Annotated in this window: 19 protein-coding genes; 15 read left to right on the top strand and 4 right to left on the bottom strand. The window is 71.1% G+C overall.

Going from position 1 to position 22,609, the window contains the following annotated elements; all coding sequences use genetic code 11:
* Positions 1-54 precede the first annotated feature (54 nt).
* From ABT170_RS24220 to ABT170_RS24190, 7 genes are all read left to right on the top strand, one after another.
* Positions 55-1,326 (top strand): ABC transporter substrate-binding protein, encoded by a 1,272-nt coding sequence (locus ABT170_RS24220; protein WP_351870639.1) that lies wholly within the window; start codon positions 55-57, stop codon positions 1,324-1,326.
* Positions 1,326-2,315 carry a carbohydrate ABC transporter permease gene (locus ABT170_RS24215; RefSeq protein WP_329947249.1) on the top strand — a complete coding sequence of 330 codons (990 nt, stop codon included), beginning with the start codon at positions 1,326-1,328 and terminating at the stop codon, positions 2,313-2,315. Before ABT170_RS24220 ends, ABT170_RS24215 begins: the two co-directional genes overlap by 1 nt.
* 5 nt (positions 2,316-2,320) lie before the next feature.
* Positions 2,321-3,166, top strand: coding sequence for a carbohydrate ABC transporter permease (locus tag ABT170_RS24210; RefSeq protein WP_329947250.1), 846 nt, complete (start codon positions 2,321-2,323; stop codon positions 3,164-3,166).
* Between the two features lie 83 nt (positions 3,167-3,249).
* Positions 3,250-5,226 (top strand): glycoside hydrolase family 5 protein, encoded by a 1,977-nt coding sequence (locus ABT170_RS24205; protein ID WP_351870636.1) that lies wholly within the window; start codon positions 3,250-3,252, stop codon positions 5,224-5,226.
* A gap of 43 nt (positions 5,227-5,269) precedes the next feature.
* Entirely contained in the window at positions 5,270-7,024 is a 1,755-nt protein-coding gene (locus ABT170_RS24200; protein ID WP_329947252.1) for a glycoside hydrolase family 35 protein, read from the top strand.
* 73 nt (positions 7,025-7,097) lie between these two features.
* Positions 7,098-10,139 (top strand): alpha-mannosidase, encoded by a 3,042-nt coding sequence (locus ABT170_RS24195; RefSeq protein ID WP_351870632.1) that lies wholly within the window; start codon positions 7,098-7,100, stop codon positions 10,137-10,139.
* 81 nt (positions 10,140-10,220) lie between these two features.
* The gene (locus ABT170_RS24190) at positions 10,221-10,901 is read left to right on the top strand and encodes an HAD family hydrolase (RefSeq protein WP_351870630.1); all 681 of its coding nucleotides are present in this window, start codon (positions 10,221-10,223) and stop codon (positions 10,899-10,901) included.
* A gap of 249 nt (positions 10,902-11,150) precedes the next feature.
* Here ABT170_RS24190 and ABT170_RS24185 read toward each other — a convergent pair whose 3' ends face one another.
* Positions 11,151-11,675 (bottom strand): DoxX family protein, encoded by a 525-nt coding sequence (locus ABT170_RS24185; RefSeq protein ID WP_329947306.1) that lies wholly within the window; start codon positions 11,673-11,675, stop codon positions 11,151-11,153.
* 224 nt (positions 11,676-11,899) lie between these two features.
* On the opposite strand from ABT170_RS24185, the gene ABT170_RS24180 reads away from it, so the two are divergent.
* Both ABT170_RS24180 and ABT170_RS24175 read left to right on the top strand, forming a co-directional pair.
* Positions 11,900-13,915 carry an oxidoreductase gene (locus ABT170_RS24180; protein WP_329947255.1) on the top strand — a complete coding sequence of 672 codons (2,016 nt, stop codon included), beginning with the start codon at positions 11,900-11,902 and terminating at the stop codon, positions 13,913-13,915.
* Positions 13,916-13,948: 33 nt separating this feature from the next.
* On the top strand, positions 13,949-14,506 hold the full coding sequence (locus ABT170_RS24175; RefSeq protein WP_329947256.1) for a PadR family transcriptional regulator: 558 nt from the start codon (positions 13,949-13,951) through the stop codon (positions 14,504-14,506).
* Here the strand turns inward: ABT170_RS24175 and ABT170_RS24170 are convergent.
* Together ABT170_RS24170 and ABT170_RS24165 are read right to left on the bottom strand one after the other, a co-directional pair.
* Positions 14,487-15,536 carry a DMT family transporter gene (locus ABT170_RS24170; RefSeq protein ID WP_351870627.1) on the bottom strand — a complete coding sequence of 350 codons (1,050 nt, stop codon included), beginning with the start codon at positions 15,534-15,536 and terminating at the stop codon, positions 14,487-14,489. The two genes, ABT170_RS24175 and ABT170_RS24170, sit on opposite strands and share 20 nt — an antisense overlap.
* A complete protein-coding gene (locus ABT170_RS24165) occupies positions 15,533-16,423 on the bottom strand; it encodes a phosphatase PAP2 family protein (protein WP_329947258.1) in 891 nt (296 codons plus the stop codon). Before ABT170_RS24165 ends, ABT170_RS24170 begins: the two co-directional genes overlap by 4 nt.
* A gap of 160 nt (positions 16,424-16,583) precedes the next feature.
* Here ABT170_RS24165 and ABT170_RS24160 point away from each other — a divergent pair, with 160 nt between their 5' ends.
* The 6 genes from ABT170_RS24160 to ABT170_RS24135 all read left to right on the top strand — a co-directional run bounded on the left by ABT170_RS24160 (position 16,584) and on the right by ABT170_RS24135 (position 21,263).
* Positions 16,584-17,213, top strand: coding sequence for a TetR/AcrR family transcriptional regulator (locus ABT170_RS24160; RefSeq protein ID WP_329947259.1), 630 nt, complete (start codon positions 16,584-16,586; stop codon positions 17,211-17,213).
* A gap of 239 nt (positions 17,214-17,452) precedes the next feature.
* The gene (locus ABT170_RS24155) at positions 17,453-18,232 is read left to right on the top strand and encodes an SDR family oxidoreductase (RefSeq protein ID WP_351870688.1); all 780 of its coding nucleotides are present in this window, start codon (positions 17,453-17,455) and stop codon (positions 18,230-18,232) included.
* A gap of 52 nt (positions 18,233-18,284) precedes the next feature.
* Positions 18,285-19,298: an SPFH domain-containing protein gene (locus ABT170_RS24150; RefSeq protein WP_351870624.1), complete on the top strand. Its 1,014-nt coding sequence runs from the start codon at positions 18,285-18,287 to the stop codon at positions 19,296-19,298.
* Positions 19,295-20,194: an NAD(+)/NADH kinase gene (locus ABT170_RS24145; protein WP_329947261.1), complete on the top strand. Its 900-nt coding sequence runs from the start codon at positions 19,295-19,297 to the stop codon at positions 20,192-20,194. The genes ABT170_RS24150 and ABT170_RS24145 overlap by 4 nt, the downstream gene beginning before the upstream one ends.
* A 75-nt stretch (positions 20,195-20,269) precedes the next feature.
* The gene (locus ABT170_RS24140) at positions 20,270-20,764 is read left to right on the top strand and encodes an FBP domain-containing protein (RefSeq protein WP_329947262.1); all 495 of its coding nucleotides are present in this window, start codon (positions 20,270-20,272) and stop codon (positions 20,762-20,764) included.
* Positions 20,765-20,858: 94 nt separating this feature from the next.
* On the top strand, positions 20,859-21,263 hold the full coding sequence (locus ABT170_RS24135) for an SHOCT domain-containing protein (RefSeq protein WP_329947263.1): 405 nt from the start codon (positions 20,859-20,861) through the stop codon (positions 21,261-21,263).
* Between the two features lie 112 nt (positions 21,264-21,375).
* Here the strand turns inward: ABT170_RS24135 and ABT170_RS24130 are convergent, their stop codons facing one another.
* On the bottom strand, positions 21,376-22,566 hold the full coding sequence (locus tag ABT170_RS24130) for a serine hydrolase domain-containing protein (protein WP_329947264.1): 1,191 nt from the start codon (positions 22,564-22,566) through the stop codon (positions 21,376-21,378).
* Positions 22,567-22,609 lie beyond the last annotated feature (43 nt).

The following is a 22,609-nucleotide window of genomic DNA, read 5'->3' as shown; positions in this document are numbered from 1 at the left end:
CTGCGCCGGCCAACAACACGTACGCCCCACCCTCTCTCAACCCGAAGGATCGAAGTGAGCGCACAGAAGGCCAAGCTTAGCCGCAGAGGATTCCTCGGCGGATCCATCCTGTTCGTCGCCGGAGCGGCGGTCGGCTGCAGTACGGACCCGACCGGTGGTAACTCCGGCGGGGCGAAGACCACTCTGAACGTCTGGTCCCACGCCTACGGCGAGGCCGGCACCCAGCAGGCCCTCACGCGATACGCCACCGCTTTCACCAAGGCCAACCCGGACATCGCGGTCAAGGTCACCTGGACCCCGGGCGACTACAGCAGCAAGCTCTACGCGACCCTGCTCACCGAGTCCGCCCCGGACGTCTTCGAGATAGGCGACTTCAGCGAGAGCCTCGCCCGGCGCGGTCAGATCGCCGCGCTGGACGACATCTACGGCAGCGCCAAGTCCGACTTCAACCCGGGCGCCCGCGAGATGGTGACCGTCGACGGCAAGCTCTACGGCGTCAAGACGCTCGACGACATCATGATGCTCTACTTCCGCAAGAGCGTGCTGTCCAAGGCCGGTATCACCCCGCCCGACAGCTTCGACGCGCTCGCCGACGCGGCCAAGGCCCTGAGCTCCAAGAAGACCAAGGGTCTGTTCGTCGGCCAGGACGGCCTCGGCGACAGCGCCATCCTGGCCGTGTTCTCCAACGGCGGTGACCTCGTCGCCGACGGCAAGGCAGCCTTCGGATCCCCACAGGCCGCCGAGGCCGTGGCCGGACTCAAGCGCCTTCACGACGACCGGTCCCTGCTGCTCGGTTTCACCACCGACTGGTGGGATCCCTCCGCCCTCATCCAGAACGTCGTCCCGATGCAGTGGGGCGGCCTCTGGTCGATGCCCGCCATCAAGACCGCGCTCGGCGACGACTTCGGTGTCCTGCCCTGGCCCGCCTTCAAGGCCGGTGGCAAGCCTGTGGTGCGCGTCGGCGGCTGGAGCACCTGCGTCAACGCCAAGGGCAAGAACGTGGACGCGGCCAAGAAGTTCGTCCAGTGGCTCTGGATCGAGCAGACCGACCTCCAGACGGACTGGTCGCAGAACTACGGCCTCCACATCCCGCCGCGCACGTCCGTCGCCGCCTCCGCCGACAAGCTCACCCAGGGACCCGCCAAGGAGACCGTCGAGCTGGCCGCCACGTACGGCAGGAACAATCCCAGCACCTGGAACAGCGCCGTGAGCTCCCTGTTCACCGCGGCTGCGACGAAGGCCGTCAGCGGACAGGGTGACGCTGCCGAGCTCCTGGCCGGCGCGGCCGAGAAGGCCCAGGGCGAGATCGACAAGCAGCGCGCGTGATGACGTCCGCACCTGTGCCCGCGCTCGACCACGAGCGTGTCGGGTGCCCCGCGGCCCAGCCGCAGGGCACCGCCCCCATCCGCCGCTCCCGCCCGGACCTGCGTGCCTGGGGAGCGTTCGCGCTGCTCGCCGGCCCCCTGCTGATCGGTCTGGGCCTCTTCAAGTACGTCGCCATCGGCTGGAGCTTTCTGCTCAGCCTCAGTGAGGCCCGCGGCTCCATCGCCCTGGGTCACTGGGTCGGCCTGGACAACTACCAGGCGCTGCTCTCCGATGCGGTGTTCCGCAAGTCGCTCGTCCAGATCCTGCTGTTCACGGTGTTCATCGTGCCGGTGACGTTCGCCGCCTCGCTGGGGCTGGCGCTGCTGGTGCACCGAATCCGGCGCGGGCGGGCCGTGCTGCGCACCGCCTTTCTGATACCGGCCGCCGTCTCCTACGTCGCGGCCGCCCTGCTGTGGAAGATGAGCCTGTTCAACGGGCTGCCGGGCGGCATCGCCAACACGATCGGCGGATGGTTCGGCATGGATGCCGTCCCGTGGCTGCAGACCACCTCACCGCCGCTCTACTGGGTCGCCCTCGTCACTCTCCGCCTCTGGCTCCAGGTCGGGTTCTACATGGTGCTCTTCCTGGCCGGGCTCCAGGCCATCCCCAAGGAGGTGTACGAGGCCGCCTCCCTCGACGGTGCGACCGGCCTGCGCCTGCTGCGCAGAATCACCCTTCCCATGCTGCGCAATACCTCGGTGGCCGTGCTGATGCTGCAGTTCATCGCCGCGTTCCAGGCGTTCGACGAGTTCTACAACCTGTTCAACAGCGGGCTGTCCGGGTCGGCCGCGGCGCCGATCAGAACCCCTCTGGGCTACCTCTACGACACCGCGATGGGCGCCCAGAACTACGGGCTCGGGTCGGCCGGAGCCTTCGTGCTCACCGCCCTCATCGTCGGTGTGACCCTGATCCAGGGCCGGCTCACCGGCTTCGGCAAGGGTGGGGAGTGAGCGGCATGACAACCACTCGACAATTGCCGCAGGTCGTGCGCCGGTCCGTGCGCGGGGTGCTGGCCGGCCTCCTGACGGCAGTGTTCCTGGCGCCCTTCTACCTGATGCTGCGCAACGCGCTGATGGACACGCAGGGTTTGACGGCACCGCAGTGGACCTGGTGGCCGTCGACGATGCACTGGGAGAACTTCGCCTCGCTCTTCAGCGACCCGTCCCTGCACATGGGCCAGGCGCTGGGCAACTCGCTGCTGATCGCCGCGATCACCGCCCCGGTGTCGACGCTCCTCGCCTCGGCCGCCGGGTACGCGCTGGCGCGCATCCCGGTACCCGGACGCGGTGTGGTGCTCGCCCTGGTGGTGGCCACGCTGATGATCCCCGGCTCGGTGACGTTCGTCCCGACCTTCGTCGTCGTGGGCTCCATGGGCGGGGTCAACACGCTGTGGGGAATCATCGCACCCGGGCTGTTCAACCCCTTCGCCGTCCTGCTCTTCCGCAACTTCTATCTGCAGTTCCCCAGCGAGATCGAGGAGGCCGGACGCCTGGACGGGCTCGGCTGGCTCGGCCTCTACCGCCGGATCGCTCTGCCGTCGTCCGGAGCGATGCTCGCGTCGCTCGGCGCACTCGCCTTCATCGACAGCTGGAACGCCTTCCTGTGGCCGCTGGTCATCGGTCAGGACCCGTCCGCGTGGACGGCCCAGATCGCCCTGTCGACGTTCCTCACCTCACAGACCATCAACCTGCCGGGACTGTTCGCCGGGGCCGTCGTGACCATCGCCCCACTGGTGGCCATGTTCCTGGTCGCCCAGCGCTACATCGTCGAAGGCATCGCCACCAGCGGCCTCAAGGGCTGAGCCGCACCTGACTCCGGACCACCCGGTCCGGGCCGCACCACCTGAAGGACCAACCCCAACCCCCACCCCTGGAGGGGACATTCATGAGATCCGCCAGGCCGGCTCCCGCCGTCAGGAAACTCTTCTCCCGAATCCTGCCCGCCACGGCAGCGACGATCACCCTCCTCATCGCCGGGACCTCCGGTTCTGCCGCAGCACCTCCCGGCGCCGCCCCCACCCCCACCCCCACCCCCACCGTCACTCCCATGACCGGGCCGCAGTTGGCAGCCTCCTGGACGGCTCCGCTCAGCACCCGCGGGCGGTACGTCGTCGATGCCGACGGCGACCGCTTCAAACTGAAGGCCGGCAACTGGGCCGGTGCCCAGGGCACCTGGGAGGGCAGCGGTGACGTCAACGACCCCGCGAACCACCAGGCGGACCAGATCTCGCACAACATCCCGCTCGGTCTGGACCGCGCGCCGATATCGCGGATCACGGCCGACTTCCACGCGCTCGGGCTGAACACCATCCGCCTGCCGTTCGCCAACGCGATGATGCGCGACACCACGGTGGTACCGGACTCCGCGGTCGCGGCCAACCCGCAGCTCAAGGGCAAGACCCCGCTCCAGGTGTTCGACGCGGTGGTGGCGGCCCTGACCGCCGACGGATTCGCGGTCATCCTCAACAACCACACCACCACCTACCGCTTCTGCTGCGGTCTGGACGGCAACGAGCGCTGGAACAGCAGTCAGTCCGCCGAGCAGTGGCACGAGGACTGGGTCTCCCTGGTGAACCGCTACAAGGGGAACGAGCGGGTGGTCGGCGCCGACCTGCGCAACGAGATCCGGCGTGACACCCTGCACGACCCGAACTGGGGCCGGGGCGACGAGCGCGACGTCTACGCGGCCTTCGAACTGGCGGGCACCCGCATCCTGAAGGCCAACCCCGACATGCTCGTCATCATGGAGGGCATCAACTGGTACGGCATCCCGCTGGACGGTCTCGACTACGGCAGGCCGATGCTGACGCCGGTCCGTGAGCTCTCCAACACCCTGACCACTTCGGGGAAACTGGTGTACGCCGCGCACTTCTACGGCTACACCGGGCCGAACTACACGGGCGTGGACAGCGGCCCCGGGCACACCAACGACTGGCCGTACGAGGACTTCCCCCTGGAGAAGCTGAAGCAGCTGGTGCACGAGGAGGCCCTGTTCGTCACCGAGTCGGGGCAGCACTTCACCGCCCCCGTCTGGATCAGTGAGTTCGGTGCCGGCGGACGCGGGTCCACCGACACCAAGGAGCAGACCTGGTTCGGCAACTTCACCGACATCCTGGTCGAGAACGACACCGACTTCGCCATCTGGCCGCTGGTCGGCTGGACCGGCGCCAACGGCGCACCGCAGGACACCTGGGCCCTGGTCTCCTACGACGCCGCGGGCAAACGGCAGAGCCTCAGCGACCCCGGTGACTGGCGGACCGCCGACTGGAACAAGCTGGTCAACGCGCAGGGCGTCACCGGCCCGGTCGCCCCGGTCGACCACTGGAACATGCTCAACCTCGACTTCCGGGACCACAACGTCTCCTCCCGGATGCTCTCCCGGGGCGACTGGAGCCCCGGCTACCGCAAGGGCAACTGCCCCGACAGCCAGCGTCTGACCGGTCTCGGGCGCGGCGACAAGCGCGGCCTGTGCACCGACGCGAACCAGCCCGCCAAGGGGGCCGGTGACTGGGTGGCCGTCCATGACGACCGCTACGTCACCCGCGGCGACTGGGCCGAGGGCTACACCAAGCTCCAGTGCCCCGACAACACCTTCGCCGTCGGCTACAGCGTCAGCGGAAGTGCCATGGCCGGGCTGCTCTGCGCTCCTTCCGCCGCGCCGCTGCCGCTGACCGGCCGCAACGTCTGGTTCGACAAGGGCGACAACCGCCCTGCCACCGGCGGGTCGGTCGGCAGCGACTGGGCCCCCGGCCACTACAAGGGGCAGTGCACCGACCAGGAGTACCTCGCCGGTGTCGCCTTCACCTGGAAGTGGAACCACGGCGGCGTTCCCGACGCGCTGCTCTGCCGTCCGCTGAACTGACCCGACCGACCCATCAGTCCCCTCAGCAAGGAGTACCACGGCCATGCCACGACTTGAGGTTGCCGCAGACGGCTTCCGTCTCGACGACCGACCGCTGCGGATCATCTCCGGCGGGCTGCACTACTTCCGGATCCATCCGGAGCAGTGGGCCGACCGGCTCCGCAAGGCACGCCTGATGGGGCTGAACACGATCGAGACCTACGTCCCCTGGAATCTCCACTCGCCCCGTCCGGGCGAGTTCCGGCTGGACGGAGGTCTCGATCTCCGCCGGTTCCTCGATCTGGCCGCCGCCGAGGGCCTGCACGTGCTGCTCCGCCCCGGCCCCTACATCTGCGCCGAATGGGAGGGCGGCGGCCTGCCCTCCTGGCTGCTCGCCGACGAGGACATCGAACTGCGCAGCCGCGACCCGCGCTATCTGAAGGCGGTGGACGACTACCTCGGAGCCCTGTTGCCGCCCCTCCTTCCTCACCTCTCCACGCGGGGCGGCCCGGTCCTCGCCGTACAACTGGAGAACGAGTACGGCGCGTACGGCGACGATTCCGGCTATCTGGAGGATCTGGCGGAGCTGCTGCACCGGCACGGCGTCGACGTACCGCTGTTCACCTGCGACCAGCCCTCCGACCTGGAGCGTGGCGGCCTCGACGGTGTGCTGCGTACCGTCAATCTCGGCAGCCGGGTGGACGCCGGGCTGGCGGAGCTGCGCACGCGGCAGCCGTCCGGGCCGCTGATGTGCAGCGAGTTCTGGATCGGCTGGTTCGACCGCTGGGGCGGAACCCATGTCACCCGCGACACGGCCGACGCCGCGGCGGACCTCGACCGGCTGCTCGCCGCCGGTGCCTCGGTCAACATCTACATGTTCCACGGCGGCACCAACTTCGGCTTCACCAACGGCGCCAACGACAAGGGCACGTACCGCGCCACGGCCACCTCGTACGACTACGACGCGCCCCTGGACGAGGCGGGCGACCCCGCCCCCAAGTACGCCGCCTTCCGCGAGGTCATCGCCCGGTACGCGCCCGTCCCCGAGCAACCGGTACCCGCCCGCGCGCCCAAGCTCTCCCCGGCCGTCGCCGAACTCACCGCATGCGCGAGCCTTCTGGACCAGTGCGAGCGGCTCGGCGGCGCCGTGCGCGCCGACCGCCCCCGGAGCATGGAACAGCTCGGGCAGTCCTTCGGATTCGTCCTGTACGAGACGGAGCTCCCGGCGGCCGGGCCGGCCGTCCTGCGCGTCGCCGAGGTGCGCGACCGTGCCCAGGTCTTCGTCGACGGCCAGCCGGTCGGTGTCCTGGAACGCGAGAACCATGAGCACAGCCTCGCCTTCCACGTCCCCCGGGGCGGCGCGCGGCTGGCCGTGCTGGTGGAGAACCAGGGCCGGGTCAACTACGGGCAGGGCATGCACGACCGCAAGGGACTGCTCGGCGAGGTCTCCGTCAACGCGCGCGCCCCGGAGGGCTGGTACAGCAGACCGCTGCCCCTCGACGATCCGGGCCGGCTGTCCTTCACCGCGTTCGATCCCGCCTCACCCCCCGTCGGCCCCGCGTTCCACCGCGGACACCTGGACATCGGGCAGCCGGCCGACGGCTATATCGCCCTGGACGGCTGGACCAAGGGCCACGTCTGGATCAACGGCTTCGCGCTCGGCCGGTACTGGTCCCGCGGACCGCAGACCACTCTCTACGTCCCCGCACCGGTCCTGAATGCCGGACGGAACGAGATCACGGTCCTGGAACTGCACAGCTCCACCACCCGCACGGTGGAACTGCGGGGCACCCCCGCTCTCGGTCCCATCGAGGACTGAGGTCCGTGACACCCGTCGGTACACCTCAGCCGGTGGACCGACCGGCCGCACCGACCCGACGACGGAGGAATCCATGCACAGCAAGCGACGCCTCACCGAACAGCGGCTCGACCGGGTGCTGAACCAGCGCATCAGGCCGGCGGTCCACGCGCGTACCGTCCCGGTCGAGATCGCGATCTGGAACGTGCCGGGCGAACCGGTCCCCGTGTCCGACGGCCTGGCAGCACCGTACGAGCCCGTGGCGCTCGGGCACCGGTGGGGGCCGCCCTGGTCCACCAGCTGGTTCAGGATCAGCGGCAGGGTGCCGGAGAAGTGGGCCGGACTGCGGGTCGAGGCGGTCATCGACCTCGGCTTCAACGTCACCGGCGCGGGGTTCTCCGCCGAGGGCCTGGTGTACCGGGCGGACGGCAGCGTGGTGAAGGCCCTCAACCCCCGCAACGCCTGGATTCCGGTCGCCGACCCGGCGGTCGGCGGCGAGGAATTCACCTACTACGTCGAGGCCGCCGCCAATCCCAACCTGGTCGACGACCACATCCCGTCCCGCACCGGGGACCGGCCCTCCTGGCTGACGGGTGCCGACTCCGCGAGCGCACCCCAGTACCAGCTGCTCCGGCTGGAGCTGGCGGTCTTCGACGCACAGGTGTCGGAACTCGTCCACGACCTGGAGGTCCTCGGGGGGCTCATGCGTGAACTGCCCGAGGCCGACCCGCGCCGCTGGCGGCTCCTGCACACCATCGAGCGGGCCCTGGACGCGGTCGACCTGCAGGACGTCGCCGGCAGCGCCCACGCCGCCCGCGAGGTGCTGCGCCCGGCGTTCGCCGCCCCCGCGGCCTCCGGCGCCCACCGGATGTCCGCCGTCGGGCACGCCCACATCGACACCGCCTGGCTGTGGCCGCTGCGCGAGACCGTCCGCAAGGTCGCCAGGACGCTCTCCAACGTCACCCAACTGATGGACGACCACCCGGGCTTCCTCTTCGCCATGTCCCAGGCCCAGCAACTGGCCTGGCTCAAGGAGCACCGCCCCGAGGTCTACAGCCGGGTACGGGAGAAGGCGGAGAAGGGGCAGTTCCTCCCCGTCGGCAGCCTGTGGGTGGAGCCCGACACCAACATCACCGGCGGCGAGTCCCTCGCCCGGCAGCTGATCCACGGAAAGCGCTTCTACCTCGACGAGTTCGGCGTCGAGACCGAGGAGATGTGGCTGCCCGACACCTTCGGCTACAACGCGGCCATGCCGCAGCTGATGAAACTGGCCGGGGTCCGGTGGTTCCTCACCCAGAAGATCTCCTGGAACACCACCAACAAGTTCCCGCACCACACCTTCTGGTGGGAGGGCATCGACGGCACCAGGATCTTCAGCCACTTCCCGCCGGTCGACACCTACAACGCCGAGATCACCGGCGCCGAACTCGCCCATGCGGTGGGCAACTTCCAGGACAAGGAGGCGGCCAACAGCTCGCTGCTCCCGTTCGGCTACGGTGACGGCGGCGGCGGCCCCACCCGCGAGATGCTGGCACGGGCCGAGCGTCTCGGCGATCTGGAGGGCTCGGCGAGGGTCGTCATCGAGAGCCCCTCGGACTTCTTCGAGCGGGCACACGCCGAATACCCCGACGCGCCGGTGTGGCAGGGAGAGCTGTACCTGGAGTTCCACCGCGGCACTCTGACCAGTCAGCTGAGGACCAAGCAGGGCAACCGGCGCAGTGAACACATGCTGCGAGAGGCCGAGCTGTGGTCGGCGACCGCCGCCGTGCGCACCGGGTTCGCGTACCCCTACGAGGCCCTCGACCGGTTGTGGAAGACGGTCCTGCTGCACCAGTTCCACGACATCCTGCCCGGCTCCTCGATCGCCTGGGTGCACCGGGAGGCGGAGCAGACCTATGCCGCCGTCACCGCCGAGCTGCGCGCGCTCACGGACGCCGCCCAGCGTGCCCTGGCCGGCGAGGGCGACCTGCCCGTGGTCTTCAACGCCGCTCCGTTCGCCCGCGACGGTGTCCCCGCCCTCGGCGCCGCGCTCCGGACCGGCGCGACGGACCGGCGCGTCGCGCCGGTCCCCTGCGGGGACGGTTTCGTGCTGGACAACGGCCTGGTACGAGTCCGGATCGACGCCCGGGGCCTGGTGACCTCGGCGTACGACATCGCGGCCGAACGTGAGGCGCTGGCCCCCGGCGCCCCCGCCAACCTCCTCCAACTGCACCAGGACTTCCCCAACGAGTACGACGCCTGGGACATCGACGTCTTCTACCGCAACACCGTTCACGATCTCCTCGACGCCGATTCGGTCGGGGCGGAGGACGGCGGTGTCCGGATCGTGCGGACCTTCGGCGACTCCCGCGTCGAACAGCTGATCTCCGTTTCCGAAGGCTCCCGGCGTCTGGACATCGACACCGAGATCGACTGGCACGAGCGGGAGAAGCTCCTCAAGGCCGCCTTCCCGCTCGATGTGCGGGCCGACCACTCCAGTGCGGAGATCCCCTTCGGACACGTCCGGCGTCCCACCCACACCAACACCAGTTGGGACGCGGCCAAGTTCGAGATCTGCGCCCACCGCTTCCTGCACCTCGGCGAGCGGGGGTGGGGCGCGGCCGTGGTCAACGACTCGACCTACGGGCACGAGATCACCCGGGACGTCCGTGCCGACGGCGGCACCACCACCACCCTGCGTCTCTCCCTGCTCCGCGCTCCCCGCTTCCCCGACCCGGATGCCGACCAGGGCCACCACCGGCTGCGCTACGGATTCGTCATCGGCGCCGACATCGCCGACGCCGTCCGCGAGGGCTACACGTTCAATCAGCCGGAGCGGTGCCTCCCCGGCTCGGCCGGGGTCCAGCCGCTCGTCACCACGGACAACCGGGCCGTCGTCATCGAGACGGTCAAACTCGCCGACGATCGTTCCGGCGACATCGTCGTACGCCTCTACGAGGCCCACGGTGGACGCGCCCGAACCGTCCTGACCACCGGTTTCCCGCTGGCCTCAGCGACCGGGACCGATCTCCTGGAGCGCGAGCTCGACCCGCGCGAGTGCGCGGACGCCGTACGGGCGGAGGGCCGGGAGGTACGGCTGGCACTCCGCCCGTTCCAGATCCTCACCCTCCGGCTGAGGCCCCTGACGAATGCCTGAGCACCGGTGGCGCCCCGGGTTCCCGGGGCCACCGGCCCTCGAGTGATCAGTTCACCCCACACCCGAGAAGGCAGGACCGCGATGCCCGCACTCCCCGCCGCCGTCCTGTTCGACATGGACGGCACACTGGTCGACACCGAGCGGCTCTGGCTCCAGGCCACCGCCGAACTCGCCGCCGGCCTCGGCCATACCCTCGTCGAGGAGGACCTGCCCGAGGTGCTCGGGCGCGCCGTCGACCACACCGCCGGCCATCTGCACCGCGTGACCCGGACCGGCCTCGCCGCGGCTGCCCTGGCCGAACTCCTCACCGAGGCGTTCAGCGTCAAGGTGGCCGCCGAGGTCGTTCCCCGGCCCGGCGCACTGGCGCTCCTCGCCGAACTGCGCGCAGCCGCCGTGCCCACCGCGCTGGTCTCGGCCTCCCCCCGCCGCGTGGTGGACCTCGTCCTCGGCCACCTCGGCCGTGACTTCTTCCACGTCACCCTCGCCGCCGAGGACACCGAGCGCACCAAGCCCGACCCTGCTCCCTACCTGGCCGCCGCCGCTCGGCTCGGGCTGGACCCTTCGGTCTGCGTGGCGGTCGAGGACACTCCCACCGGGGTCTCCTCCGCGCTCGCCGCCGGCTGCTCGGTGGTGGCCGTTCCCTCGACCGTGCCGATCGCCGAGGCCGACCGGATCACCCTGCTGACCAGCCTCGAACAGGCCGACCTGGCGCTGCTCTCCGCGCTGAGCGTACTGACGGGGCGGACCGGCCCCCGCCCGTAGCGCGCACCGCGCTTCGCGCGCCTGTGGGTGCGCACCGGGTTCCTCGGGCGGCGGGGCAGCTCCGCTTCCCCGCTCAGAGGGGGACGATGCTGACCAGTTCGGGTGCGCGGACGATGACCTTGCGGATCCCGGCCCCGTCAGTCCGGGCTCAGCGCCGTGACCCCGTGCGGGACCAGCCGCTCCGGAGCTCCGTCCAGAACCGGCAGTCGGCCGGTCCCCCAGCCGACGCGTGGCGTCGGGCCCCCGCGGCTACGCGTCGTCCCGCGGCTCCGCCTGCCGTCTGGCCCGCCTGCCGACGACAGTCGCGGCGGCCACCGCGCTGGCCGCGAAGGCCAGGGCGACCACCCACGGCTGATTGAGGGCATGCCGCGTCGCATGGTCCACGGAGTAGCGGCCGGGGCCGGTCAGCCCGATGGCCGCGGCCGTGAAGCCGAGGAACGCCGGGTACTCGTAGCCGCCGCCCTGCGCGAAGAAGCCCGCCGGGGCGTGGACGGACACGGCCCCCGCCATCGCCCCGGCCGCCGCCGCGCCGGCCGCCGGAGTCGCGAGGCCGAGGGCCAGCAGGACACCACCGCCGGTCTCTCCCAGCCCGGCGGCGACGGCACTGTGCTTGGGCGGCTGGAAGCCCATGGCCTCCATCGCGGCGGTGGTGCCCTCGATCCCGCCGCCGCCGAACCATCCGGCGAGCTTCTGGGTGCCGTGCGCGGCGAGGACCGCGCCGGTGCCGACGCGCAGGACGAGCAGGCCGAGATCACGCCGGTTGACGCAGACCATGAGGGACTCCCGGGGGTGGGGCAGTCGGGCGGACACTACGGATTCCACTGTGGTCGGCCCGGGGCGCGGGGGCACGGTCGGGTTAGACCGGACGGGAACGGACGGCCGCCCGGCAGGGCTCCGCGGGTGCGACGCAGATCATTGTGCAACTTGTTGCACAATGCTGTTCGGGTGGATTACAACGGGACAGCCCGTTAGACGACACCTGTGCGAGGAGACGCCGGATGAGTCCGTACCCCACGCTGCTGAGCCCGCTCGATCTGGGGTTCACCACCCTCCCCAACCGGGTCCTCATGGGATCGATGCACATCGGCCTGGAGGAGGCCGAACGCGGCTTCGAGCGCATGGCCGCCTTCTACGCCGAGCGCGCCCGCGGCGGGGTCGGCCTGATCGTCACCGGGGGCATCGCGCCCAGCGAACGTGGATGTTCCTTCCCCGGCGGCGCCCGGATGACCACCGAGGCGGAGGCCGCGCAGCACGCGGAGATCACCGCGGCCGTGCACGCGGCGGGGGGCCGGATCGCCATGCAGATCCTGCACTTCGGCCGCTACGCGCACCACCCGGACCTGGTGGCACCCAGCGCGCTCAAGGCCCCGATCAGCGGCTTCACCCCGCACGCCCTGACCGGCGACGAGGTCGAGGAGACCATCGAGGAGTTCGTCCGGGCCGCGGAACTGGCACGTCGCGCGGGCTACGACGGGGTCGAGATCATGGGCTCCGAGGGCTATCTGATCAATGAGTTCATCGTCTCCGCGACCAATCACCGCACCGACCGCTGGGGCGGTTCGTACGAGAACCGCATCCGGTTCCCCGTGGAGATCGTGCGCCGGGTCCGTGAGCGGGTCGGCAGCGACTTCATCCTGATCTACCGGCTCTCCATGCTCGATCTGGTGCCCGGCGGCTCCACGCTGGAGGAGGTCGTGCGACTGGCGCGCGAGATCGAGGCGGCGGGTGCCACGATCATCAACACCGGCATCGGCTGGCACGAGGCACGCATCCCCACCATCGCCACCTCCGTGCCGCGCGGCGCCTTCACCTGGGTGACGGAGAAGGTGCGCGGCGCGGTCTCCGTTCCCCTGGTGACCAGTAACCGCATCAACACCCCGGAGGTGGCCGAGGAGATCCTCGCCTCCGGCCGCGCGGACATGGTGTCGATGGCCAGGCCGTTCCTGGCCGACCCGGACTTCGTGGCCAAGGCGGCCACGGGCCGCGCGGACGCGATCAACACCTGCATCGGCTGCAACCAGGCCTGTCTGGACCACATCTTCAGCCTGCGGATCACCTCGTGCCTGGTCAATCCGCGGGCCTGCCACGAGACGGAACTGGTGCTCTCGCCGACCCGGACCCGTAAGCGGATCGCCGTCGTCGGAGCCGGTCCCGCCGGTCTGGCCTGCGCGGTCTCGGCGTCCGAGCGCGGGCACGCGGTGACCCTGTTCGACCTCGCGGACACGATCGGCGGTCAGCTCGATGTGGCCCGCCGGGTGCCCGGCAAGGAGGAGTTCGACGAGACGCTGCGCTACTTCCGTACCCGGCTCGCCGAGCAGGGCGTCGATCTCCGGCTCGGCACACGCGCCACGTCCGGGACGCTGGAGGGCTTCGACGAGATCGTCCTCGCCACCGGAGTCGAACCCCGCACCCCCGCGATACCCGGGGCCGGGCACCCCAGCGTGGTCAGCTATCTGGACGTGCTGCGCGACGGAGCACCGGTCGGTGAGCGGGTCGCCATCGTCGGGGCGGGCGGCATCGGCTTCGACGTCGCCGAGTTCCTGACGGACGGCGGTGATGCGGCGAGCCTCGATCCCGAGGTGTTCTTCCGGCAGTGGGGCGTGGACACCGGCTACGCGGACCGCGGCGGGCTGCGCGCTCCCGAGCGCCCCAAGGTCCCCCGCACGGTCCATCTGATCCAGCGCAAGGCCGCCAAGGTCGGAGCGGGGCTCGGGAAGACCACGGGGTGGATCCACCGGACCGAGCTGCGCCACCGGGGCGTCGAGATGATCGCGGGCGCGAGCTACGACCGTATCGACGACGAGGGTCTGCACCTCACGGTGGACGGCGAGCGGCGTCTGCTGCCCGTCGACACGGTGGTGCTGTGCGCGGGCCAGGAACCGCGCCGCGAGCTGTACGAGGAGCTGCTCGCCGCCGGCCGTCCGGTGCATCTGATCGGTGGCGCCGACGTGGCGGCGGAACTCGATGCCAAGCGCGCGATCCGCCAGGGCACGGAGCTCGCGGCGACGTTGTGAGGTCCCCTTCCGCCCGTCCCTAGGATGCACTCCATGTCACTGCCGCACGCGATCCTCACCGCCCTGCTGGAAAAGCCGTCGTCGGGGCTGGAGCTGACCCGCAGGTTCGACCGGTCCATCGGATACTTCTGGTCGTCCACGCATCAGCAGATCTATCGCGAGCTGGGGAAGCTGGAGCGGGCCGGGCGGATCAGGGCCCTGCCCGCCGCGCATCCGGCGCGTGGGCGGAAGAAGGAGTACGAGGTGCTCCCGGCCGGCCGGGAGGAGCTGGCCGCCTGGGTGGCGCAGCCGGAGGATCCTCGTCCGGTCCGTGACCCGCTGCTGCTGAGGATGCGGGCGGCCGCGGTGGTCGGGGCGCCGGGCCTGGGGGCCGAGCTGCGGCGCCATCTGGAGCTTCATCAGCGTCAGCTGGCGGAGTACCTGGAGATCGAGGAGCGCGACTTCACGCCCGCGCCGACGGCGGACGAGGACCGGCTGCGGTATCTGGTGCTGCGCGGCGGCATCGATCTGGAGAGCTTCTGGATCGGCTGGCTGACCCGGGCTCTCGGCGAGCCGGGCGACCCGCTCGCCGTCAGGGGCCGCCCGTCCTGACGGCGAGCGGGTCGAGCCCCGGCAGGCCGGGAGCGCCCGGATCGGGAGCGTGCGGCGCACGACCGCGGGCCGCGCGGGCGAGGACCGGGCGGCGCCGCTTCCGCGGGCTGCCGATGACGATCCGCGACGGCGCCGGTCCGGCGTCCGCGGGTGTCCTGTCCCCGCCGGTGGCCCCGTCCCCGCCGGCGGTCCTGGGCGCGGGCCGTTCCTGGGCCCGGCTGAGCAGGATCACCCCGCGCACCGCGGCCGCGGCGCCCGCCAGTGCCAGCATCACGCTGACCGCTCCGCCCTGGAGGCGTTCACCGAGCAGGGCCAGGCCGATCGCCGCCGCGGCGACCGGGTTGGCCAGCGTGACCACGGCGAGCGGGGCACCGAGACCGCCGCGGTAGGCGGTCTGGGACAGCAGCAGGCCGCCCATCGCGAAGGCGGAGACGAGCAGCGCCACGGTCAGCAGCCGCCAGCTGAACAGCGGCCCCGCGGTGTGGTCGGTGACGGCGACGGTCAGTGTCTGGGTGAGGGCCGAGGCGACGCCGGAGGTGATGCCGGAGGCCGCCGCGTGCCGCAGTCCCGGGCGGGTGCCGGGCCGGCTGAGACCGGCGACGACCGCCATGGTCGCCGCGCCGACACCGAGCGCTTCGGGGAGGCTGAGCGTCTCGTGCGGGGCGGCGCCGCCCCCCGCGGTCATCAGCAGCGCGCCGAGGCCGATCAGGGTGAGGAGGGTGCCGCGCCATTCGGTACGGCTCACCCGGCGCCCGGCGGCGCGCGCGCCGAGCGGGACGGCCGCGACGAGGGTGAGCGCCCCCAGTGGCTGGACGAGGGTGAGCGGGCCGTACTTCAGCGCGGCGACATGGAGCAGCGCGCCCGCGGCGTTCAGGCCGACCGCCGACCACCAGGCTCCGCGGCCCAGCATGCGCAGGACTCCGGCGGAGGGTTCGGTGCGTCCGGCGAGCCGGGCCTGGGCCACGGCCGCGGCCGCGTAGGCGGCGGCCGATACGAGGGACAGGACGACCGCGACGAGTGTGGCGTTCACCGCCGGGCTCCGGACCGGGCGAGCGTCCGCGCCCCGGCGGCGCCGGCGACGGGCGCGGTACGGGACTCGGCGGCCGCCGGTACGCGGGCGGTGGCGAACGCGCTCCCGGCAGCGGCGGGCGCCCCGGGCGAGGGCCACGGCAGGGGTGTCCGGACCGGCGCGGTGCGCGGGATCCGCAGCGCGGCGAAGGCCACGGCGAGCAGCGCCGAGACGGCGATCGCGTCGAGCCAGTAGTGGTTGGCGGTGCCCACGATCACGAGCAGCGTGACCAGCGGGTGCAGCAGCCACAGCCAGCGCCACCGGGAGCGGGTGGCGACGATCAGCCCGACGGCGACCATCACCGCCCAGCCGAAGTGCAGCGAGGGCATCGCGGCGAACTGGTTCGCCATCGAGTCGGTGGACGGCGTGTTCCCGTACACCGTCGGGCCGTACACCTGGCCGGTGTCGACGAGCGCCGCCGCGTCCAGCATCCGGGGCGGGGCGAGCGGGAACAGCAGGTGCAGCGCGAGGGCGGCACCGGTGAGCACGGCGAGGACCCGGCGCGACCAGACGTAGTGACGGGGCCGGCGCCAGTAGAGCCAGACCAGGAACAGCACCGTGGCCGGGAAGTGCACGGTGGCGTAGTAGGTGTTCGCCGCGTGGATCAGCGTCTCGCTGTGCAGCAGGACACCCTGCACGGCGCCTTCGTCCGGGAGGCGGACGGCGCGTTCGAAGTCCCATACGTGCGCGGCGTTGCGGAAGGCTTCCTCGACATGCCCGTTGGCGGCCTGCCGGCCGAGTTTGTAGACGAGGAAGAGTCCCGCGACCAGGAGGAACTCACGTACGAGGGGCGGTCGGGCAGAACTGTCCGGCTCCCGGTCTGCAGGCTCGCTGCGGGCGTGTATCACCCGTTGCCCCTTTGCTGACGAAGCGCTGTTACGGCGGCATGGTCCAGTCCATGCCGTATCGATACGCCAGTGTACCGATACGCGAACGTATCGGTACACGCGCGTATCGGTACACTGGCGTATCGAGGGACCTCACCGCAGAGCCGCAGGAGGGAAGCACATGCCGTCGCACGATTCCGTACCGGAGTCAGCACCCGTGTCGCGCCGATCGAAGATCACACCGGAGCGGGCACAGGAGCTCTACACGGCCGTGCTGGACCTGTTGCGCGAGAGCGGCTACGAATCCCTCACCATGGAGGGGGTGGCCTCGCGGACCCGCTGCGGGAAGTCGACGCTCTACCGGCAGTGGGGCTCCAAGCCCGAGCTGGTCGTCGCCGCGCTGCACGGCACCCGGCGCATGCTGCTCTCGCACATCGACACCGGCACCCTGGCCGGGGACCTGCACCAGGCGGCCCGGTCCATCGGCGAGGGTTCCGGCCGCGACACCCCGCTGATGCACGCGCTCAGCCACGCGGCGCTCCAGAGCCCCGAGCTGCTGTGCGCGTTGCGTGAGGCGCTGATCCTGCCGGAGATCGCGGCGATCGACGCGATGGTGCGACGCGGCGTGGAGCGGGGCGAGATCGCGGCGGACAACCCCGCGAGGGCGTATGTCGCCGCGCAGCTGCTCGGCGTGATGCGCGCCCGTCCGCTGCTGGAGGGGCGGTACGCGGACGAGGCGTATCTCACACGGTTCGTGGCGACAGCGATTCTTCCCGGACTCGGGCTGGAGGCACCCCCGCCGGAGTCCTGAACGAGACGTGGACCGTCCGCCCCGGCGGAGACGACGGTCCACCCGCGCCGCACCGTGGGGACGGGGGCGGCGCACCACCCCGGCCGGCCGGTGAATCCTTCGGGAGTCACCGGCCGGCCGTGTTCCTCCGCGCTCCCGCCCCGGCCGCCACCGCCACTGTCCGGGTCTTCCCCCGCAGCCCCTAGGTCACCAAACAAATGCTTGGTAGCTTGTCGTCGACGGCGACGGAGGGCAGGACCATGGACATCGGCGATCCGATCGACTTCTCCGGACGGGCGGTGATCGTCACCGGTGGCACGAAGGGCATCGGCGCACAGATCGCCACGGCCTTCCTCGCGGCGGGCGCGGAGGTCATGGTGTGCGGGCGCGGCGAACCGGCGCGCCCACCCTCGGCGGACGGGCGCCACGCCCTCTTCCGGGCCGTCGACGTCCGGGACCCGGCGGCGGCGGCCTCGCTGGTCGCGGCGGCCGCGGATCGGTTCGGGCGGCTCGATGTGCTCGTCAACAACGCGGGCGGCTCCCCCGACGCCGACGCGGCGACCGTCTCCCCGCGCTTCGTCGAGAAGGTCGTCGCACTCAATCTGCTGGCCCCCTTCTACCTGTCGCAGGCCGCGAACCTGGTCATGCGGGAGCAGCCGGAGGGCGGCAGCGTGATCAATATCGGCAGCGTCTCCGCGCACCAGCCGCAGCCCGGGACCGCCGCCTACACGGCGGCGAAGGCGGGGCTGCTGGCACTGACGCGGGCACTGGCCCTGGAGTGGGCGCCGAGGGTCCGCGTCAACCACATCACCGTGGGCCCCGTCCGCGCGCCGAGCGCCGGGAGCGCCGAAGGAGGCGGCTCGGCGAGGGAGGGCGTCATCCCGATGCGGCGGGAGGCGGTGCCGGACGATGTGGCCCGCGCCTGCCTCTTCCTGGCCGGCCGGCTGGCTCCGTACGTGAACGGCGCCGATCTGGCGGTGCACGGCGGCGGCGAGGTACCGGCCCGCTACCTGGCCGGAAATCCCTTCTCGTCCTCTTGACGATATTCAGCATCACCCCTTATCGTCGCACTGACGAAATAAGGGGGCCCTCATGGCCGACATCACCAGGCGCTACGGCTGGCGCCATCTGCGTTCCGCGCCCACGGCCCACATCCGCCACCACAAGCGCGGCAAGCTCGCCCACGACGGCCCCGGAGTCAGCTTCTGGTACCGCTCACTGACGGCCGCGCTCTCCGAGGTGCCGGTCAACGACCGCGAGCTGGCCATGGCGTTCCACGCCCGTACGGCCGACTTCCAGGACGTCACCGTGCAGGCCACCGTGACGTACCGGATCAGCGACCCGGCCCAGGCGGCGGCCCGGCTCGACTTCTCCGTGGACCCGGACACCGGCGACTGGCGCGGCGCGCCGCTGGAGCAGATCGCCACCCTGCTCACCGAGACCGCGCAGCAGCACACGCTGGACGTCCTGGCCCGCACACCGCTCGCCGCCGCGCTCATGGACGGGGTCGCCTCCGTACGCGAACGGGTCGCCACGGGTCTCGCCACCGAACCGCGGCTGCCCGCCACCGGCATCGACGTGGTGGCCGTCCGCGTCGTGGCGATCCGTCCCGAGGCCGAGGTCGAGCGGGCCCTGCGCACCCCGGCCCGTGAGCAGATCCAGCAGGAGGCCGACCGGGCGACGTACGAACGCCGGGCCGTCGCGGTCGAGCGGGAGCGCACCATCGCCGAGAACGAACTGGCCAGCAAGATCGAACTGGCCCGCCGGGAAGAGCAGTTGGTGGAACAGATCGGCACCAACGCCCGGCGCCAGGCCGAGGAGAAGGCGGCGGCCGACGCGGTGCGCACCGAGGCCGAGGCGGCCCGCACCGTGCGGCTGGCCCGTGCGGAGGCGGCGGCGGCCCGGGACACCGGTGCGGCGCGCGCCGAGGCGCAGGCGGCCTGGCTGCGGGTGCACGCGGAGGTGGATCCCTCGACGCTGCACGCCCTGGCGGCGACACGGCTGGCCGAGAACCTGCCCCGCGTCGACAGCCTGACGCTCTCCCCCGACGTCCTCACCGGGCTGCTCGCCAAGCTCGGCCGGCCGGCCCCGGAACCGCGGGCATGAGCCTCGCCCCGCGTGCGGTGCTCGTGCACCGCACCACCGAGTACGAGGAACTCCTCGCCCGGCACGGGACGCACGGACAGGCCGCGTTCTTCCTGTCCAGCCGGGGCCGGTCGATCGACGAGGTGGCCCGGCGGCATGAGCGTACGCAGCGGGCCCTGGCCGATGTGGCAGCCGCCGTTCCGCTCCAGTGGCGGGGTTCACGGGTGGAGCGGGCGGATCTGGACCGCTTCCTCTTCGCCCCCGAGGACGTGGTGATCGTGGTCGGCCAGGACGGGCTGGTGGCCAACACCGCGAAGTACCTCGCGGGCCAGCCGGTGGTGGGGATCGACAGCGACCCCGGGCGGAACCCCGGCGTCCTTGTCCGCCACCGCCCCGGTGACGCCGCCGCCCTGCTCCGGGCGGCCGTCACGCCCCGGGGCCGGGCGGAGGAGCTCACCATGGTGGAGGCCGTCGCCGACGACACCCAGCGGCTGCTCGCCCTGAACGAGATCTACCTCGGACCGCCCGGCCACCAGACCGCGCGCTACCGTCTGGGCCCCGACGACGGGGCGAGCGCCGCCGAGGCCCAGGCCTCCTCGGGCGTCCTGGTCGGCACCGGCACGGGAGCCACCGGCTGGCTCCGCTCGCTCTGGCTGGAGCGGGGCAGCACGCCGGCACTGCCCGCCCCGTCCGATCCGCGGCTGCTGTGGTTCGTGCGCGAGGCCTGGCCCTCGCCCGTGACCGGCACCTCCCTGGTCGCGGGCGAACTGAGCGCCGGGCAGGGGCTCCGGCTCACCGTCGAGTCGGACCGGATCGTGGTCTTCGGCGACGGCATGGAGTCCGACGCCCTGGAGCTGACCTGGGGACAGACCGTACGGCTCGGCATCGCCACCACCTCGCTGCGGCTCGTCGTCTGAGACCGGCCGCCGGCCACTCCCCTACACACGTTAATCATTTGTCTGTAGGTCATAGGCGTGAATAGCGTTTCCCTCATGAGAGCCGTCAGTGAGCGGGAGATCCGCGCGTCCTTCGTCAACTGCTCCAAGGGCGAGGCCCAGCGCCTGCCCCTTCCGCGCGATCTGGACGAGCGCCGCTGGGACGATCTGGACTTCCTGGGCTGGCGCGACCTCTCCGCACCGGACCGCAGCTACATCGTCACCGAACTGCGGGGCGCCCTCATCGGCATCACCCTGCGCTTCCCCTCGCACCAGCGCGGCTTCCTCCACCGCAGCATGTGTTCGGTCTGCCTGACCACCCACCCGGGCAACGGCGTCTCCCTGATGACCGCCCGCAAGCGCGGCCAGGCGGGCCGGGACGGGAATTCGGTCGGGATCTATCTCTGCACCGACCTGGACTGCTCGCTGTATGTACGGGGCAAGAAGGTGCCCGCCCCCGGGTCACGCTTCGACGAGTCCCTGACCATGGAAGAGCAGGTGGAGCGCACCCGGAACAAGCTGTTCGCCTTCCTGGACACGCTCTCGGGCTGACCGCCCCGGTGCCCCATCCGGCCGCCTGCGGATGCGCCTAAAAGAGGCCAGATGTATGAATAAATCACCATACGCGTGATTGGAGTAGGCACCCATGGATGACTACCCGCTTCTGAACCTCTTCCTGACGATGCTGTTCCTGTTCCTCTGGGTGATGTGGTTCTTCCTGCTGTTCAAGGTGGTGACGGACCTCTTCAGGGACCATTCGCTGAACGGCTGGGCGAAGGCGGGCTGGCTGATCCTCGTGATCCTGCTGCCCTACATCGGTGTCTTCGTCTACCTCATCGTCCGGGGACGCAGCATGGGCGAACGCGACGCCAAGCAGATCAAGGAGTCGGAGGCGGCGTTCCGCCAGTACGTGAGACAGGCGGCGGGCACGGAGGGCGGGGCCGACGGCAGCAGCCATGTGAACGACCTCGCCAGACTCGCCGAGCTGAAGGACAAGGGCCACATCAGCCAGGAGGAGTACGAGAAGGCCAAGGCCAAGATTCTCGTCTGATAGGCGACACCCCCCGCGAATCGGCGGGCACCCCCCGCGCATGCGCGGCACCTCCCGCGCACACGCCCCCGGAGGCCGTACCGGAGACCCCCGGTACGGCCTCGGGGCGTTGTCAGGAGATCCCGCAGAGGTGTTCACCGATCCGCACGAACGCCCGGACCAGCGGGACGGGCGGCACGGCGGAGGAAATGACCTGGGAGCCGTAGTGGACGGCGACGAGGTCGAGGCCCGGTGAGACGAAGAGCCGCTGGCCATGGATGCCGCTGGCCATGTAGGAACCGTAGGGATCGTTCAGAACCCACCACAGGTCGTGGTAGGAGAGCGTGGCCGGTGAGTCGGGGGGCGCGGCGGGGAAGCGGACCCTGCGGGGGTAGCCGTCGGGAACACCGCCGGCGATGGTCGTGGCCACCTCCTCCGGTACGACCTGCCGGTCACCCACAGCCCCGCCGCAGCGCAGCATCTCGCCGACGCGGGCGACATCGCGCGCGGTGGCGCTGAAGCCTCCACAGGCCGCTTCGACACCGTCGCCGTCAAGGATGTAGTAGGCGTCCTCCTCGGCACCGATCCGGGACCAGATGAGCTCGCTGAGCAGGTCCGAGGTGGTCAGGCCCGTTATCCGGCGCAGGACTTCGGCCAGCGCCTCGACATTGCCGTTCTCGTAGCGGAAACCGGTTCCCGGTGCTCCGGTGGCACGGGCGGTCATGAGGTGTTCGCGGATGCTGGTGGGGCCGGTGTAACCGGAGGGGCGGAGTTGCGGGGCGATGACGGCGTGGTAGCGCTGAGCCTCGATGGCCTTGTCGAAGGGCCTGCCCGCATAGCTCACCTGGGTGCCCATGTGCAGCAGGTCCTCGACCAGGGCTTCACCGAAGGCCGTTCCGGCGAATTCGGGGACATAGGAGGATGCCCTGGCCCCGCGGTCCAGGAGCCCCCGGTGCGCCAGGATCGCCGCGAGGACACCGACATAGGACTTGGCCGCCGAGGCGTTGAAGTGCGGGGTCTGCGGCTGCGCGCCATGGAGGTAGGCCTCGTGGACGACCGAGCCCCGGTGCATCACGAGGAACGCGTCCGTCCGCGCGGCGGCGAACAGCTCCGCCGGCGTGACCGTGACGCCCCCGCCCACGGCGATGCCGAGATCGTCGAGGCCGGCCTCCCCGCCCGGCAGCTCCCGGGGACGGTGCGGCCCGCGCCACACACGGCGGCTCGGTGAGAGCTCGCGGCCGGCGGATGTGAAGCGGCGGATCCAGGACGGGTCCGTGTAACCACGGGTCCATGTCAGATCACTCAGCGGGGCCGTCTCGGACATCTATCGCTCCGTTCCCTACAACAAGCACCGTACGGGTTACCCG

It is taken from the genome of Streptomyces sp. NPDC001787 (assembly GCF_040297465.1).
In the GTDB taxonomy this organism is placed as follows: Bacteria; Actinomycetota; Actinomycetes; order Streptomycetales; family Streptomycetaceae; genus Streptomyces.
The sequence above is the reverse complement of the archived record's forward strand: the minus strand, read 5'-3'. Positions and strand labels throughout refer to the sequence as shown.